Genomic DNA, 16,835 nt, shown 5'->3' on the forward strand with positions numbered 1-16,835 from the left:
AAAGAGGGCTGGGGAAAAGAATGAGAATATATTATACTGACGTTGTTTTAGTCAAAATGGAGCGCAGTTTTTGCTGAGTCTGGCACCTACATAATAGGCAAGAATATGAATAGCAGCTTCAGGTTTGCCCACATTTCTGATCTCCATCTCACTTCACTGGACGACGTCAAGGTTTCGGATCTGTTGAACAAACGCGCGCTCGGCTACCTATCCTGGCGGCGGCGACGCCGTCGCGAGCACTCTCCCGAAGTGTTAGCCGCCCTCCTGCGCGACCTGCGCGACCTCAACCTGGACCACATCGTCATTACGGGTGATCTGACCCACATCGGCCTGCCGAGCGAATTCCAGCAAGCCAGACAATGGCTTGAAGCCCTCGGTGCCCCGACCGATGTCACGGTTGTCCCCGGCAATCATGATGCGTATGTCCACACAGCGTGGGACAAGACCTTTGCCCTATGGACGCCCTATATGGCCTCGGATCCGGGACTCCAGACGATAACAGAGCAGGGGCCAGGCCGTGAACTCTTTCCCAGTGTGCGCCTGCGTCGGCCCGCCGCCCTGATCGGACTCACCTCGGCCTGTCCATCGGCTCCCTTTTTGGCCACAGGAAGCCTGGGGCCCACGCAGTTGAAACGGCTCGATGAGATCCTGGATCAGACTGGACGACAGGAATTGTTCAGAATCCTTCTTATCCACCACCCCCCTGTTGCGGGCACGGTGGGGTGGCGAAAACGGCTCACCGACAGTTCGGCGTTGAGTGGTCTCCTTGCCCGGCACGGCGTGGAGATGGTGTTACACGGGCATGCCCATCGTGCCTCCGTAGTGCACTCTTCAGGAGCGCAAGGGGATTTTCCCGTTATCGGGGTTCCCTCTACTTCCGCGCTTGGGAGGAAGCCGGACCACCGCGCACGGTACCATGTTTACGAGGTCTGTCCCTCGCCCGCAGGATGGGCTGTCCGGATATCGGTACGCGGGTATGCCATGCGAGATCGCTGTTTTTTGGGCGAGGACCAGCAAGACATGGCAGTGCCACGCTCAGGAAACTGAAAAAATTCAGCCTAAACGACGGTACAGCCAGAAGGCGACACCGCATAGCACCGCGATGGGGCTTAACACGGTCAGCGCGGCGTTAAGATGTAAAATGGTTCCGAGATGGGCCGCGATATGGCTGATAAAATGAAAGGCAGCGCCTAGAAGAGATCCGTGAAGGATTCGTTTACCAGCCGTCGCCTCCCGAAGCGGACCGAACACAAAGGGAATCGCGACAATTACCATCACGAGGGTCGAGAGCGGCATACTGAACTCCTGCCACAACTTCATCTCCAAGCGCTCAACGTTCTGCCCGGTCTCTTTGAGATAGGACACATGCTGGTACAGAGCCGAAAGCGATAAGATCTCGACAGGCAGGACGAGCAATTCCACTTGCGCTGGCATGAGTGAGACGTCCCAGGGAAGGCTCGGTAAGCGTTTCGTTACGACGGTGTTCCCTTCAAAAATCCGTTGGACCGCTTCCAGAAGCACCCACTGATGTGGATCCTGTGTATCGGCTCGCTCCGCCCATGTCGCGAGGCGTAACCGGCCACGGTCGTCAAATTCATAAATCTCGATTTCTGAGGGAATTCGACCATCAACGACCTGATGCACCTTGATAAAGCGATGATCGTCCCGTGTCCAGAATCCCTGCTCGGTACGAAAGGATTCCAGTCCAGAAGTCGCCAGGACGCGGCGCTTGAAGGCGAGTTGATCGGTATAGGGTGCCACCGACTCTTGAAGGCCGACGACCGCGACCATCAGAAGGAGGCCGGTTCCGGTTACCGACCAGCCGATACGCAACGGGGAGATGCCCAAGGCCAGCATGGCGATGAGTTCATGGCCTGCAGCCAATTCCCCCAAACCGATGATGCTCCCCATTAAGGCGGTCGCAGGAGCCAACTCAACCATTCGACCCGGGGCTGTCAAGAGGACATTCAGAGCGGCATCGGCTATCCCGTACGTGCCGCGCCCCACCATATCCAGTTCGTTGACGAAAGCCATTAAGCTGAAGATGGACAATAAGATAGCCAGCACGAGGACATATCCCTTGATCACTCTGAACCAAATGTGTCGATCAAGTGTGAGCATAGGTTTTAGGAGGCTGCGGAAAAACTCGGTTTATACACCATAAGACCGTTAGGATTTTCCATATGGTGCTGATGCCTGAATAGCCTCAGGATGCTCAAAAAGGCCGTCCAGCAAGGCCGCAGCGAGCGAAGTGGCGAGGCGTACTCTTCGGTACGTTGAGCCTCTTCGTGAAGCGAGAACGCCGCTGGCGGACTTTTTCAGCATCCTGTTAGGATCGACGCCCGCGGCCTTGCCAGAGTGCGGCCCAAGGCGGACCCCACAACAGGCCCGCGACTAGGATCGCCAAAAGGATATGGACCCACCAGATTCCCGGAATGGTGCCGACGACTCCTTTCTCTACCCAGGTCTTGGCCACCAGATTCAAATTGTAAAACGTGGCATAACTCAGCACCGCGACGAACAACTTGGCATACTTGCCCTGCCGTGCCCTGGCGCGACTCAGTGGAAAACCGAGCAAGCCCATCAGAAACGTAGCCACCGGGGTGGACAGGCGCCATTGCAGTTCGGCGATATCCACGGATGAATCGGACAGGGCCAACTGCCAGGTCGGCGCGGCCTTTCGCCTATATTCCAGCACTAAGTCGCTTGATCTTCCCCACTCGATAACCAGGCGCTGAGTGGTGGCTTGGGCCAGGTCGCCATGATCTTGAGGTAGCATGTAGACCTGCGCCTCAAGACATACCAGTCCCCTACTCGCTTCAGTCTCGACAGCTTCGGCATAATAGGCTTCTTTTGCCGAGACGACCCGCACCTGATTTCCCTCGCGTGATTGGATAAACACCTCCTGCATGTGGCCGGTCTGTTGATCGAGATGTTGGAAGAAGATGACATGTTTTCTGGACGAACTCTCATAGAAGCGCCCGGGCTTCATATTGTTGAAGTCGAAATCGGCAACGGCCTGATGTTCCAGCCGGTAGCGGATGTCGTTGGCCCACGGCCGCACATAGACGGATAGGTAGGCCACCAATCCCGCCACGACGAGCGAGACCACCAACACGATACGCACAATCCGATCGGGGCTCACACCACAGGCAAAGAGGGCGGTCATTTCAGAATCGGTGTAGAGGCGTCCGAGGGCAACCACGATAGACAGGTGCAACGCAATCGGTAACAGGACCTCCAGCGCGATGGCGGCCTTGAGCAGAACCATCAGCACGACGCTATCCCCGGACATTGCTCCGTCAGCCACCTGACTCAGGTAGCGAGCGGCGGTGAAGTTGGCGAACAGGAACACCAAGCCGGGGCAAAAAATGAGGAGCGGCTTGGTGATTTCCCAAGAAATATAGCGGTCGAGTATCAACGTACAGGCCCGTTACAGTGGTTGTTCTGCCTTTTCACGAACGACGACGGGACAGGACCTTGGATTTCATGTCTGGAAGCTAGGCCTATGGCTTGAGGGAGCCATCTCCGCGTATGCTACTTGCGAGGCGGGCGCTTTTAAAATTCCACTTGCTCGTGTCTCGTACATTCTATATATGTTAACCTACCTGAGTCGGGCTGTATAGGCGTGATCTTCCTGGAGACACCGCCGGAATGCGTCCCAGTGACGCGCGACCTCGTGTCGGAAGAAGGAGTGTGCACATGAAGGCTATTATATTAAGCGCGGGGCAAGGACGACGTCTGCTTCCGTTAACGGCAGAAGCTCCCAAATGTGCCCTCCAGATCGGAGGACAGTCTCTGGTTGAGTGGCAGATCACGCAATTAATCAAGTGCGGCATCGATCAGGTGACCGTGGTCGTGGGGTTTGAAGCTGACAAGGTGGAACACCTCTTACGCAGCCATTATAGGCCAGACCAAGTACAAACGCTGTACAATCCATTTTTTGCCGTCAGCGATAATCTCGTCAGCTGTTGGCTGGCACGCCACCTGATGACCGAGGAGTTTATCCTATTGAACGGGGACACCTTGTTTGAAGAAGCCATTCTGGATCGCCTTCTTGGCACGCCATCCCGGCCGGTCACTCTCGTGACGGACAGCAAGTTGACCTACGATGCCGACGACATGAAAGTCACGTTAGACGAACACCGAGTGCTTGGAGTGGGGAAAACCCTTCAGCCGGATCAGTCTCATGGAGAGTCGATCGGCATGATGCTTTTCCGTGAAAATGGGCCCGACCTGTTTGTCAGCGCGGTCGAGGGTGCGCTTCGGAAACCCCAGGCGTTGAAGCGGTGGTATCTGTCGGTTATTGACGAAATGGCACAGTCAGGTCTCGTGCGGGCTTGTCCCATCCAAGGCTTGAGATGGGCCGAAGTGGACTATCCTGTTGATCTCGAGGATGCCAAAAAACTGGTAACCTCCTGGGGTGCCCCTTCCTCACTCAAGACCCCTTCCGCTCAGCAATTCTCTGAGCCAATTCCCAGTCACTAACTTTATCCACGTCCAATGACGCTTCAGGAAACGGAAGCATCACCGCTTCGATCGAGAGGTCTAACCGGCGCGAGAGACGAGAGAGGGCATCACGAAGGGTGAATTGTCCGAGTAGATACCGCAAAACGGGTATCCATCCTAGTGCCGAGATCAGTTGGATGGGTTTCTTGCGAAGTGTTTCCACTTGGCGCCAAAATGCCGCTGCCGAACGTCCTCGTGCGCTCAAAAACGCGTACAGATTGCATCCGCATACTCGACTACCCCTAAACTTCATCACCGTTCGCTTCATGTCCGGGTAGGCTGAGGCCACCAGATCGTAGGCGGCGAATCCTACCGCCACATCACAGTTCCTGCTCCTTGCTTCCGAACAAAAATAGTCGATGAGTCGCGCGCTCAAGAGGGCGTGGTCGGCCGTGACCAGCAGCACCGGTTGTTCGTGGGGAAGGGATTGCATCACAGCGTGAGCGCTGGAGCTGGGAGTTGCCTGAGGCTCAACCCATTTCACCTGGCCCGAAGCAATCAGATCGTGAAGCTCCTTGTGTGTCTCTACCGCATGCCACGCGGGCCCGCATAAGATCCGGTTTCCGATGGCCTGCGCCTCGGCCAGGGCACCCAGCACGCGGAGAACCATGGGGATGCCTCCAACAGGCGTTAAGGCTTTGCACGACACACCGGCTGCGCGGGCCACCGGATCATCCGGCGTCCGGTCTCCGGCGAGGACAATGGCGGTGAACGACGAACTGCTGCTCATCACAATGTCCTTTCATAGATCCGGTAGCGTTTGTAGGGAGTGCTGCCGAGCGCGGCCAGTATATTCCGCATTGGCATATTGTCTTCCAGGATCCAGGATAACTCCACCTCCCGGACTCCGCGCTTGAGGCCGTGACTGCGCACCCTCTCGATGAGCAGGAAGGCCAGCGCGGTTCCGATCGCACCCCCTTGGTAACGCTTACGGACACCCATGAGGGGCACGCGAGCCGTTTGAGGAAATGCCACCTTGAGGCGCCACAAGAGCTTCAACCATCCGAAGGGAAGCAAGCGTCCATCTAAGTCCCGGATCGCCTCATTTAAATTTGGAAACACGACGATCATTGCGGCAGGCACCCCGTCGACTTCGGCAATTTGGACGAAATCGTCCTCGACCCACTGTCGCAAGCTGTTCCCTAAATGCTGAAACTCTTCCTCCGTGAAGGGAACAAAGCCCCAGTTTGTGGACCAGGCGTCCTCGAAGATATCTCTGAGAATCTGGAGTTCCTCCTTCCATTGCGACCTGCGCAATGGCCTGATCCGTGCGATGCCGGAAGCTTTGGCTAGAACCGCTTCCATGAACTTGGGAGGCGTGAAATCGGTGGCGAGGCGGTAAGCCAACAGGTCTTTAACTCCCTTGTATCCCTCGGCCAGGGTCCGATCGGCGTAATACGGGCGGGCGTGGCCCATCATAATCATTGGGGGCGTGTCGTAGCCCTCCACGAGCAGCCCGCACTCCTGGTTGCTCGAGAAGCTGAACGGGCCGCGAATGCGCGACATCCCTTGGTCACGCAGCCAGGCTTCCGCCGTGCCCAGCAATGCGTGGAACGTCTCTGCCACATCCTCGGCTTCGAGCATGCCGAAGAATCCTGTTGCGTCGCGATAGCGGGACTCCCACAATTCGTCCACCTGAGCGCTGATTCGTCCGACGGGATTGGCGCCGCGGTAGGCAAGCCAAAAACAGCTGCGAGCGTGCGCGAAATACGGGTTGCGCTGAGAAAGGTGGTCGCGTCGCTCGACCAACAAGGGCGGGACCCATGCCGGATCTTCGGCATAGATCGACCAGGGAACACGTATGAAACGGTGAAGGTCGTGGGACCCGCTTACCATTGCGATTCGTAGGGGCTCAGCAGCCGACGGCATGGGAGGCGTTCGCATAAGAGTGGGCCGGGTGAGTGAAAGTCAGTTTGGGAATCCTGGAGGGTAGAAGTACGAAGCGGATCATATTATAGTGGACCGACTTAGAAGGATCAAGCGGAGTCGTTGCACACAAGAGCAGGGGCGTGAAAGCAGAAAGCGCGGGTGCACACGTGAACGATACGATGAGAAAATTTGGGTATCCTGACAGTACCGTCAAGGAATTCACAAATTGGATCATCTTGTTGCGTCCCCAGCAACTTACGCTCGGATCACTGGTACTGGTGTGTAAAGAGCCAGCGACCGCCTTCTCCGCAGTGAGCACAGAAGCCTTTGCAGAACTCCGGCAAGTCACCACGCAGGTGGAACGGGGACTACAAGGTGCCTTTACGTACGATAAGATTAACTATCTGATGCTCATGATGGTGGATCCACATGTGCATTTTCATGTTGTCCCTCGTTACGGTCAAGAACGTACGTTCGAGGGGCAGAAATTTTACGACTATGCCTGGCCGGGTCCGCCGGACTTTTCACGGGGCAATCAGACGAAGGAAGAGACCAATAGAGCCATTTTATCCCATCTGAAAGCTTTCATTAACTCTGGCTCTTGCCGATTGTGATGGTATCTTACAGAGCCCCTCCGGTCCCCTTAACTGCCATACTTGGACCCCCTATTGACACAGAAGAGTAAAGCCGAGATTTTGTTGTAAAAAAATCGTCAACCGTGTATTTTTTACAACACATGACTGTTGTATTCACAGGACCGTCTTATCAAAATTAACAACCATGTAACATAATTTCAATACATTATAAGTATTTCTTTCGAGGTATGAATATTGCTCACTTGGCGCGACTGTATCGGATTGTTTTCTTAGGAAAGTGTCTGATAGATCTTGAAGCTCATGCCAATTTACAGGTATACAACAGAATTCCCTACCGTCCCATTGGGTCTGGATGGCGAGTTCATATTGTGAAGAAGAACAAAATATGACACTGCAGCCAACCCCAACTGAAAATTCAATCCCACTTCGAACCGCGGACTTTACCACGTTGGCCGAAGCTCTGGATTATGCAGCCCAGGGACAAACCGGGTTCAATTTCTACGGGGACCGGGGTGAACTTTCCGTGGTCCAAAGTTATGCTGTGCTTCGCGAGCAGGCGCGGACCTTGGCGCGGCGTCTGTTGAGCTTGAGGCTTGAACGAGGAGCGCGAGTGGCGATCGTGGCGGAGACGGATCCCGATTTTCAGCGCTTTTTCTTTGCCTGTCAGTATGCCGGTCTGGTGCCGGTTCCTCTACCGGCGGCGCTTCTGATGTCCGGACGCAAAAGTTATATCGCCAACCTCAGGGCGCTGTTGGAGAACTGCCAGGCGTCTATCGCGATGGCGCCGTCTGAGTTTTTACCATTCCTGGTCGAATCAGCCGAAGGGTTGGGGTTGAGCCAGATAGGCGCCGCAGATGTGTTTGATCGTCTTCCGGAGTTCCAGGAGGCGTTGCGCCCCTCGGAGCCCAACGAGATGGCCTATCTTCAATACACTTCGGGGAGTACCCGCTTCCCACGCGGGGTGATGATTACCCAATCGGCTGCGCTGGCAAACTTGGAGGGCATCACTAAACACGGCCTCAAGATCCGCCCTGGAGATCGCGCCGTGTCCTGGCTCCCGTTCTATCACGACATGGGACTTGTGGGGTTCGTGCTCGCACCGATGGTGTCCCAGGTATCTGTGGACTACTTGAAAACACGGGCATTTGCCATGCGGCCCCGTTTGTGGCTCTCCCTGATGACGCAGACCAGGGCAACCATTTCCTTTGGCCCGTCTTTCGGATATGAGATGTGCGTGAGGCGTCTCAGGCAGGATGAGGTCGTCAAGTTCGACCTCAGCGCCTGGCGAGCCGCCGGTGTGGGTGCTGAAACCATCCGGGCTGATGCTTTAGAGGAGTTTGCCGATGTGCTCGGACCGAGTGGATTCAATCCCGGCGCATTTTTGGCCTGTTACGGAATGGCGGAATGTTGCCTCGCCGTCAGTTTTGCACCCCTTGATGAGGGGATTTCCATTGATCAAGTTGACCGGGCTCATTTGTCGGAGCGGGGAGCAGCGTTGCCTGTCAATGAACGCAGTGGGAGTTCCGATATTGGCAGCACAAACACGAACCGATTTGTGAACTGCGGCATTCCTCTCCCTGGCGTCCAAGTTGAGGTGCGGGATGAGCTAGGGTGTGTTCTGCCGGACCGCCACGCGGGCGTGATCTTTCTTCGTGGACTCAACGTCATGTCCGGATACTTCGGCGATCCTGAAAAAACCCGGGAAGTCTTGTCATCGGACGGATGGCTGGACACCGGAGATATTGGCTACATGATAGAAGGCAGCATCGTGATCATTGGTCGGAAGAAAGACGTCATTATCATGAACGGCCGAAACATCTGGCCCCAGGATTTGGAGCACCTCGCCCAAGAGTTGCCCGGGATCAGGCCGGGCGATGTGTGCGCGTTCTCGATCCAGGGTCCTGACCAATCGGAAATGGCGGTGATGGTGGTCCAGTGCCGTGAGCTCAATGCTGCAAAACATACCGATTTCATTCATCGGATACAGGGGTTGATCCGCGAACACTTTGCGCTCCACTGTTTCGTTGAACTCGTGCCCCCCCATACTCTGCCGCACACGTCTTCCGGTAAGCTTTCCCGTTCCAAGACACGGGAGCAATTTCTGAGCCGAAATGACGTGGCCCAACTCTTCTCCAGCTCAAACAGGTCCGGTAACACCCGCCCACCGCAGCGCAGCCAGCAAGCGGTCTCATGCGCGGCGTCATTGCGTTGACGGGGGCGACCGGATTCATCGGTAGCGTCATAGCTCGAAAGCTGGTACAAGAGGGATGGTGCGTGCGTGCCCTCATCCGCCCGCCTTCATCTTCAGCACGTCTCGCGGGCACCACGGTCCAATGGGTTCAGGGCACGTTCGAAGATCTCGATAGCCTCGAAAGGTTGGTTGGAGATGCGGATGTCGTGGTCCATTGCGCAGGGGCCGTGCGGGGAATTACCGAGGCTGACTTTTTCCAGGCCAATGTAGAAGCGGTCGCACGGTTGGCCCACCTGGCATCCAGCCGGAACCCCGCTCCAAGGTTTCTCCTGATTTCCTCTTTGGCAGCTCGGGAGCCGAATCTGTCACCCTATGCGGCCAGCAAGCGGATGGGGGAGATCGCCCTCACCAAGGTCGGCGACCGGCTTACCTGGACCGTGTTGCGCCCTCCGGCAGTCTATGGTCCCGGGGATCGTGAGATGCTTCCCTTGCTTCGTTTGATGCTTCGCGGGATCGCTCCCGTAGTTGGTGGAAGCGATGCTCGATTCTCCATGCTCTACGTGGACGACCTGGCCGACGCCGTAGTGAAATGGCTGGCCAGCGACAGCCGGGAGAACCGCGTGTTCGAGCTGGACGACGGGCACCCCGGTGGGTATAGCTGGTGTGAGATCGTGGAGACAGTCGAGCGACTCCGGGGAAAAGGGGTGGTTCGTGTCCGGGTGCCGGGACCGGTTTTGAATTTGGCTGCGAGACTCAACACGCTGGCTGCATCTATAATAGGGTACAGACCCATGCTCACCCTGGGGAAAGTGCGTGAGCTTAGACATCCGGACTGGGTGTGTGATAATTCTATCTATTACCGTGTCGCCAATTGGGCGCCGACCGTGCGTTTGGAAGAAGGCCTGCGGTACACTCTTGGCCTCAGTGCTTCTCCCGCAATAGGCACTCGCGCATAAGACGACCACTTTGAGGTTTTTGGCAGGATGACGCGCTACGAGGAGATCCTTCTTCAACTCTACGAGATTTTAAAGTCGTACGCAAAGGACGGGCAGAGCCTTTCCGAGGACACGGAGCTCCTGTCCGATCTCGGACTCGATTCGATGAAGGTCATGCAACTCCTGCTCGAGACGGAGGAGCGGTTCGACATTTCCATTCCATTAAACATCATCCCGAACGTCCGGACCGCCGGGGATTTTGCCCGACAGATCGAGCAGCTCACGGAGCAACGATAATGGCCCTTTTGGAGAAATTCCGACAACTCGCTGAAGCTCACGAGGCGCTTGTGCGGACGAGCACGGACCCGTTCCGGGTGACGATCGAGCGGATCCTTTCGCCGACCGAAGCGATCGTGAACGGCAAGCAAATGATTCTGGCCGGTACGAACAACTATCTCGGCCTCACCTTTGATCCCGAATGTCTGGATGCGGCGGCCAAAGCCGTGTACGAGCAGGGAACGGGGACCACCGGGTCCAGAATGGCCAATGGCAGCTTCAATGGCCACGCTGCTCTGGAGCACGAGTTGGCGGACTTTTATGGACGCCGGTGGTGCGTCGTGTTCTCAACCGGTTACCTTGCCAACCTAGGTGTCATCTCAGCTCTTACCGGCCAGGAAGATGTGATTCTCATCGATGCCGATTGTCATGCGAGCATTTATGACGGCTGTCGGATGAGCGGGGCCGAGGTGATTCGGTTCCATCACAACGACCCGGGCGATCTCCACAAGCGGCTGCGGCGCTTAGGGGAGCGTCGCACGAACACCCTCATTATCGTGGAAGGCATCTATAGCATGTTGGGAGACCAGGCGCCGCTGTCGGAATTCGTAGCCCTGAAGAAGGAATACGGGGCCTATCTCCTCCTGGACGAGGCCCATTCACTGGGGGTCCTGGGTGAGCAGGGACGTGGACTGTCTGAAGCGGCTCACGTGGATAGCGGTATCGACTTCATCGTCGGGACCTTCAGCAAGAGTTTGGGAGCGACCGGCGGCTTCTGCGTCTCGGATCATCACGAGATGGAGCTGACCCGGTACGTCAGCCGTCCCTATATTTTCACGGCCTCCCTCTGTCCATCAGTCATTGCCTCGACGAGAGCCGCCCTGCGGATTCTCCAGACCCGACCGGAGCTGCGCACGAGACTGTGGAACAATGCCCGCCGCTTGTATGATCGCCTCAAAGAACTGGGGTTCAAGCTCGGACCCGCCGTGAGTCCGATTGTCGCTGCGTTGTTCGAGCGACGGGAGGAGGCGATTGCGTTCTGGAACGGCCTGCTCGAGCAAGGCGTCTATGTGAACATGATCCTGCCTCCGGCCGCCCCCGAAGGGGGAAGCCTGCTTCGATGCAGCGTCAGCGCGGCCCATACGGAGGAACAGATCGACCGAATTTGTCACGCCTTCGAGTCCCTCAGGGGGTCCTGATGGGCAGAGAAGCCAACCCGACCGTATGGGTCTTGACCGACGATCGGCCAGGGAACAACTCGCAATCCATCGGATTAGCCGAAGCACTGGGATGGCCCTATGAAAAAAAGCCCCTCCAGTTTTACCGCTTTGCCCGGTTCCTCGCTCGCTTACCTAACGGACTCCTTGGCATCAGTCCTGTCGGCATCCGAGCAGGTCGGCATTCCCCGCTCCTGCCACCGTGGCCGGACCTGGTGATTGCCACAGGCAGGCGTCTCGCTCCCATAGCACGTTGGATCAGGCGGCAAAGTCGAGGGTGTTCGTGCATTGTTCATCTGGGACGCAGGGGTGCCTATAATCCAGAGCATTTCGATCTGGTCGTTTCCTGCGCACACTTCGCTCTGATGCCGCATGTCCGTCGAATGGAAGTCGTTGCGCCGGTGAATCCTATAGGGCCAAGTCGGCTGGCCCAAGCAGCGACCCGATGGCCCAACTTGTTCGGTCACGCTCCCCGGCCACACATCGTGTTGTTGGTCGGGGGAACGTCCTCCTTCTGCAGCTTCGATGAAGAGGCCGCGAGGCGTTTGGGCCGTGAAGTTCGTGCCTTTGCCGCGTCAGCCGGAGGGACCGTGCATGCCGTGACCAGTCGCAGGACTGGTGAACGCCAGGCATCGGCGCTTGAGGAGGAACTTGGCAAATCACACTCCGTGCGCCGTTGGCAACCGACGGGCAATGAAAATCCGTATCTGGGATATCTGGCGACAGCAGATGTCCTCGTCGTGACCGGCGACAGCGAATCCATGCTGGCGGAAGCTGTTGCCTCGGGCAAGCCGGTGTACATTTATCCGTTGCCGGAGTGTTTCCCCGGAACTCTGGGGAAGGTCAGGGAACAATTCAGAGAATGGGTCGTGGCTCACGCCACAGCTGGCCAGTCTGACTACGACGCATCAGGGTCAGGGCGACAGGGCTGGCAAAGAAGGTGGTGCACATTTCTGCTTTCTCGATCGCTGGTGTTGCCTCCTCGAAACATCAAGAGATTACACCAGGGACTGTACCGTCTAGAGGTTGCCAGGCCTTTTGGGACTGAACTGGTGATGAGACCATGTCCGGCGCTGTACGAGGCCGAGCGAGTGGCTCGACAGGTGCGCGCGATTCTGAGGATCCAGGAGGAAAATCCTGTCGAAGCCGAGACAAAGGAAGTGGAATCGGTGCTGACGAAAGTCTGACTCAAGGAAGGGTTGACGGAAAGGTCATGACATACCTCGACTGTAACCGGCTGAACAAAATTGATCCGAAAATGTTCCGAGCACAGGAGCCGTTCCCGTGGCTCAATCCGGATGGTCTTCTGACCGACGAAGGGTACCAGCGCTTGCGGGAAACGCTCCCCGACATCTCGCTTTTCGAGCGGCGATTCGACGCCCAACGCAAGTATGGTCAGAAGAGTCATGACCGCTATACGCTTGAATGGCGTACGGATCCTCCCGTGCCCCGTCCGTGGAAGGAGTTTATTGCCGAGCTAGAAGGACGGGACTATCGGACTTTCTGGGAGAGTCTCCTCGAGACCTCCGCCTTCTCGTTAAATTTTCACTGGCATTACACCCCGAACGGCTGCTCTGTGTCTCCGCACTGCGATGCCAAACGCAAGCTCGGGTCTCATATTTTCTACTTCAACACACAAGACGACTGGGATCCATCGTGGGGAGGGACAACGGTTATCCTGGATGATCATGGGCGCTTTCACTCGGACTCGGCGCCGAACTTCGAAGATTTCGATCATGTCATAGAATCGCAAGCCCTGGGGAATTACAGTCTGCTATTCACGCGCAAGGGGAATTCGTGGCACGGGGTTCGAGAGATCCACTGCCCGGAAGGGGCTCTTCGGAAGGTCTTCATCGTGGAGATCATTCATCGAAGTCTCGCATCGCGAGTCCGCTATTCTCTGTTCGGACAACATGCCGCAGGATACTGAGGCGATGGAGCTGGTGGTTCCCGCGCCGATCTCGAACGTGCAACGGACGACCGTTGATCCTCAGAAAAAACTCCATCTGGCGTTATTCATCTCAGGCCTCTCCGTGGGGGGCGTGGAGCGGACGATGCTCGCGCTGGCTCATGGCCTGGCCCAACGCGGCCACCGAGTCGACCTCGTAGTCACCAAAGGACAAGGGTTCTTTCATGAGGCCGTGTCACCCCTCGTGCGGCTGGTTGATCTCGAGCGCTGGTGGATGCGCCTGCCCATCATTGGATGGTCGAAACGGGCGCGTACCCTTGCCAGTCCGCCGGCCCTCGCCCGCTATCTGCGCCGCCATCGCCCCGACGTCCTGCTGGCGGCCTCCCACTACGTCAACCTGGCGGCGATCTGGGGCTGCCGGCTCGCGGGAACCGGGACCCCCTTGGTGATTAGGCAGTGCACGCATCTCTCCCGCGCGATCGTCAACACGAACTTCCCGACAGGGCGCCGTCCGTTTCTGGGATGGATGGCGCGCCGGTATTTCCGGGACGCCGAGGCAATCCTGGCAGTTTCCAATGGTGTGGCCGACGACCTCGCCTCCGTTGCAGCGCTACCCCGTCAGGCGATTCGTACGATTTACAACCCGGTCGTCACCCCTGACCTACAAGCGCGGGTGTCCGCCCCTCTCGACCATCCCTGGTTCGCACCGGGCGCGCCGCCTGTCCTCTTGGGAGTCGGCCGGCTAGCAGCCCAAAAAGATTTTCCCACTTTGATTCGGGCCTTTGCCAGGATCCGCGCCCATCGGCCCGTCCGGTTGATGATTCTCGGAGAGGGGAAAAAGCGACGAGAACTGGAGGAGCTGGCGGATTCGCTCGGCGTCCGCCAGGATCTCGCATTGCCGGGATTCGAGGAGAACCCCTTTGCCTATATGGCGCGCGCCACGGTCTTCGTCCTTTCGTCTGCCTATGAAGGACTACCAGGTGTCCTCATACAAGCCATGGCCTGTGGCTGTCCAGTCGTCAGCACCGATTGCCCCAGCGGCCCGATGGAGATTTTGGAGCATGGCAGCTATGGCCCCCTCGTTCCGGTCGGCGACGATACCGCGATGGCCGAAGCGATCCAAACGGTGTTGGACACCCCGCCGGGCCAGGAACGATTGAGGATGCGCGCGGCGGAGTTTTCCATGGACCGCGCCGTGGAGCAGCATCTTGAAGTCTTGTTCGCGGTCTACAGAAAGAGCCATGTCTGAACCTCAACTTGCCGGCTCAGCGTAACTCCGGAGCATGTCGCCATGCGTTTCTTGATCACCATCGCGAGGATGTATCCAGGGCGCACCGTCCTGAGCATCTTCTGCCTGCTTTTCTCCAGCGTCGCCGAGGGAGTCGGCTTGCTCTTACTCCTTCCGGTTATCGGTGCGGTGACGGGTGAGACTGGGCAGGGTAAAGGTAGCGGTATCAACCTATTCGGCGTTGGGGATTTTCTGACTCAATCCCTGTCGTATGTGGGTTTGAACCCAACCGTGGGACCGTTGCTGACCATCATCGTCCTCTGTATCGCATTCAAGTCCATTTTTTTGCTGGCGGCCAGAGCGCATGTTGGGTACACCGTCGCACACGTCGCCACCGACCTTCGACTCACCCTCCTCCGGAGCCTGCTGGCTGCCAAGTGGGAGTTCTACGTTCGGCAACCGGTCGGGGGCCTGGCCAACTCGGTGGGAACAGAAGCCATTCGGGCTTCACTCGGCTACCAGGAAGGAGCCAAGGCTGTCTCCTATCTCGTTCAAGCCGGAGTGTACGCCGGTGTGGCCTTTCTCGTTGACTGGAAGGCCACGTTGGGAGTTCTGGCGGTGGGCGCCATCGTGGTCTTTGCGCTCAATAGTCTTGTGCGCATAACCCATAAGGCCGGGCAACGCCAGACGCAACTGTTGACGTCCCTCATGACCCGCTTGACCGACAGCCTGCAGTCCGTCAAACCGCTCAAAGCGATGGCGCGTGAGGACCTGGTTGGCCCTCTTCTCAGCTCGGATACCAGGCGGTTGAGCAAAGCTCTCCGGCGAGAGGTCATCAGCACGGAAGCGCTGAGTGCGATTCAGGATCTGGTCTTTGCAATTGTCATCGCGGCCGGATTGTACGTGGCACTGGATGCATTGAAGCTCCCGTTTAACGCCGTGATGGTCATGGTGCTTGTCATCGCCAAGCTGTTGACGTCTCTCTCGAAAATGCAGCGAGACTTTCAGAGGATGCGGTCCCTTGATAGCGCATTCTGGTCGCTACAGGCCACCATTGAGGGAGCCACGCGCGACCGCGAAGCGGCGCCTGGAGGTCTGACTCCCCTGCTCGAGAAATCCCTTCGACTGGACAAAGTCTCTTTCAGTTATGGAACGACCCAGGTCCTTCGTGATGTGTCCTTGAGCATTCCGGCCGGTTCATTCACCGCTATCGTGGGACCTTCAGGAGCGGGAAAAACAACAATCGCAGATTTGTTCACGGGGCTCATACGCCCGCAGCAAGGGCATGTCTGGATCGATGACCTGTTGTTGGAGCAGGTTGATCTCAAGCAGTGGCGCAGGATGATCGGGTATGTGCCGCAAGAAACGTTCCTGCTCCACGACTCAGTGTTCCTGAACGTGACGCTCGGCGATGCGAACTTGACGGAGGCTGACGCCGAAGAAGCACTGCGCGCCGCCGGTGCCTGGGACTTCGTGAAGGTCTTGCCAATGGGGGTAAGCAGTTCGGTCGGGGAGCGCGGAGCCGCGTTGTCCGGGGGCCAACGCCAGCGCATCGCCATCGCCAGGGCATTGGCGCATCGGCCCAAACTGCTGATCCTGGACGAAATCACCAGCGCGCTCGATCCCGACAGCGAGGCTGCGATCTGCCGTACGCTCCAAGGGCTTCAAGGCCAGCTCACGATTCTGGCCATCTCCCACCAACCGGCCATCGTTCAAGCTGCCGACAGCGTGTATCGGCTGGAACGTGGACGCGTTTCCTTGTCTTCAAACGGCAAGGAGTCGCCACTTGTTTTCGGTGAGCCGCAGAGCCTGCCAAAATAGCAGGATCGTAGGAAATTGAACCTTCTGCTACAATCGCCGATCCGCTGCGCTTGCGCGTGAAGCGTTCTTCGTGAAGCGTGAAGCGCAGGACGGAATGAATGTGTCGGTATCGTCGCATGCGAGATACGAGATACGCTTCACGAGGAACGCACTTTCGGGTGATTTCGTGACGAACCGTCATGAATAATGCGGGCTAAGGAGCCTGTCCGACATTGCCTTCGTGACGAGGCGAAAGAGGTGCGACCAGATGCGAGGCCACAGGCCCGGAAAAACCGGAGGTGTAT

The 16,835-nt window shown here is 57.4% G+C and carries 15 protein-coding genes; 11 read left to right on the forward strand and 4 right to left on the reverse strand.

Features of this window, described 5'->3' with window-relative positions; translation table 11 throughout:
• The first annotated feature begins 105 nt into the window (after window positions 1–105).
• A complete protein-coding gene (locus tag HZB34_11455) occupies window positions 106–1,047 on the forward strand; it encodes a metallophosphoesterase (protein ID MBI5316579.1) in 942 nt (313 codons plus the stop codon).
• 6 nt (window positions 1,048–1,053) lie between these two features.
• Here HZB34_11455 and lptG read toward each other — a convergent pair whose 3' ends face one another.
• Both lptG and lptF read right to left on the reverse strand, forming a co-directional pair.
• The gene (lptG, locus tag HZB34_11460) at window positions 1,054–2,121 is read right to left on the reverse strand and encodes an LPS export ABC transporter permease LptG (protein ID MBI5316580.1); all 1,068 of its coding nucleotides are present in this window, start codon (window positions 2,119–2,121) and stop codon (window positions 1,054–1,056) included.
• A 208-nt stretch (window positions 2,122–2,329) separates the two neighbouring features.
• On the reverse strand, window positions 2,330–3,421 hold the full coding sequence (gene lptF / locus HZB34_11465; GenBank protein MBI5316581.1) for an LPS export ABC transporter permease LptF: 1,092 nt from the start codon (window positions 3,419–3,421) through the stop codon (window positions 2,330–2,332).
• Between the two features lie 281 nt (window positions 3,422–3,702).
• Between lptF and HZB34_11470 the strand changes: the two genes are divergently transcribed.
• Window positions 3,703–4,488, forward strand: a complete 786-nt coding sequence (locus HZB34_11470) for a phosphocholine cytidylyltransferase family protein (protein MBI5316582.1) — start codon at window positions 3,703–3,705, stop codon at window positions 4,486–4,488.
• Here the strand turns inward: HZB34_11470 and HZB34_11475 are convergent.
• Both HZB34_11475 and HZB34_11480 read right to left on the reverse strand, forming a co-directional pair.
• The gene (locus HZB34_11475) at window positions 4,439–5,239 is read right to left on the reverse strand and encodes a nucleotidyltransferase family protein (GenBank protein ID MBI5316583.1); all 801 of its coding nucleotides are present in this window, start codon (window positions 5,237–5,239) and stop codon (window positions 4,439–4,441) included. The genes HZB34_11470 and HZB34_11475 overlap by 50 nt on opposite strands.
• The gene (locus HZB34_11480; protein MBI5316584.1) at window positions 5,239–6,378 is read right to left on the reverse strand and encodes an N-acetyltransferase; all 1,140 of its coding nucleotides are present in this window, start codon (window positions 6,376–6,378) and stop codon (window positions 5,239–5,241) included. Before HZB34_11480 ends, HZB34_11475 begins: the two co-directional genes overlap by 1 nt.
• A gap of 179 nt (window positions 6,379–6,557) precedes the next feature.
• Between HZB34_11480 and HZB34_11485 the strand changes: the two genes are divergently transcribed.
• The 9 genes from HZB34_11485 (at window position 6,558) to HZB34_11525 (ending at window position 16,551) form a co-directional block, all read left to right on the forward strand.
• Window positions 6,558–6,992, forward strand: a complete 435-nt coding sequence (locus tag HZB34_11485) for an HIT family protein (GenBank protein MBI5316585.1) — start codon at window positions 6,558–6,560, stop codon at window positions 6,990–6,992.
• Window positions 6,993–7,359: 367 nt separating this feature from the next.
• Window positions 7,360–9,186, forward strand: coding sequence for a fatty acyl-AMP ligase (locus HZB34_11490; GenBank protein MBI5316586.1), 1,827 nt, complete (start codon window positions 7,360–7,362; stop codon window positions 9,184–9,186).
• A complete protein-coding gene (locus HZB34_11495; GenBank protein MBI5316587.1) occupies window positions 9,165–10,121 on the forward strand; it encodes an NAD(P)-dependent oxidoreductase in 957 nt (318 codons plus the stop codon). The genes HZB34_11490 and HZB34_11495 overlap by 22 nt, the downstream gene beginning before the upstream one ends.
• A 27-nt stretch (window positions 10,122–10,148) precedes the next feature.
• Window positions 10,149–10,397, forward strand: a complete 249-nt coding sequence (locus HZB34_11500; GenBank protein ID MBI5316588.1) for an acyl carrier protein — start codon at window positions 10,149–10,151, stop codon at window positions 10,395–10,397.
• The gene (locus HZB34_11505; protein MBI5316589.1) at window positions 10,397–11,575 is read left to right on the forward strand and encodes an aminotransferase class I/II-fold pyridoxal phosphate-dependent enzyme; all 1,179 of its coding nucleotides are present in this window, start codon (window positions 10,397–10,399) and stop codon (window positions 11,573–11,575) included. The genes HZB34_11500 and HZB34_11505 overlap by 1 nt, the downstream gene beginning before the upstream one ends.
• Complete coding sequence (locus HZB34_11510) at window positions 11,575–12,780, forward strand: mitochondrial fission ELM1 family protein (protein MBI5316590.1); 1,206 nt, start codon at window positions 11,575–11,577, stop codon at window positions 12,778–12,780. Before HZB34_11505 ends, HZB34_11510 begins: the two co-directional genes overlap by 1 nt.
• A gap of 26 nt (window positions 12,781–12,806) precedes the next feature.
• Window positions 12,807–13,523, forward strand: coding sequence for a hypothetical protein (locus HZB34_11515; GenBank protein ID MBI5316591.1), 717 nt, complete (start codon window positions 12,807–12,809; stop codon window positions 13,521–13,523).
• A gap of 4 nt (window positions 13,524–13,527) precedes the next feature.
• Window positions 13,528–14,751, forward strand: a complete 1,224-nt coding sequence (locus HZB34_11520; protein ID MBI5316592.1) for a glycosyltransferase — start codon at window positions 13,528–13,530, stop codon at window positions 14,749–14,751.
• 42 nt (window positions 14,752–14,793) lie between these two features.
• A complete protein-coding gene (locus HZB34_11525) occupies window positions 14,794–16,551 on the forward strand; it encodes an ATP-binding cassette domain-containing protein (GenBank protein MBI5316593.1) in 1,758 nt (585 codons plus the stop codon).
• Window positions 16,552–16,835 lie beyond the last annotated feature (284 nt).

The organism is Nitrospirota bacterium (assembly GCA_016219645.1).
GTDB lineage: Bacteria > Nitrospirota > Nitrospiria > Nitrospirales > Nitrospiraceae > Palsa-1315.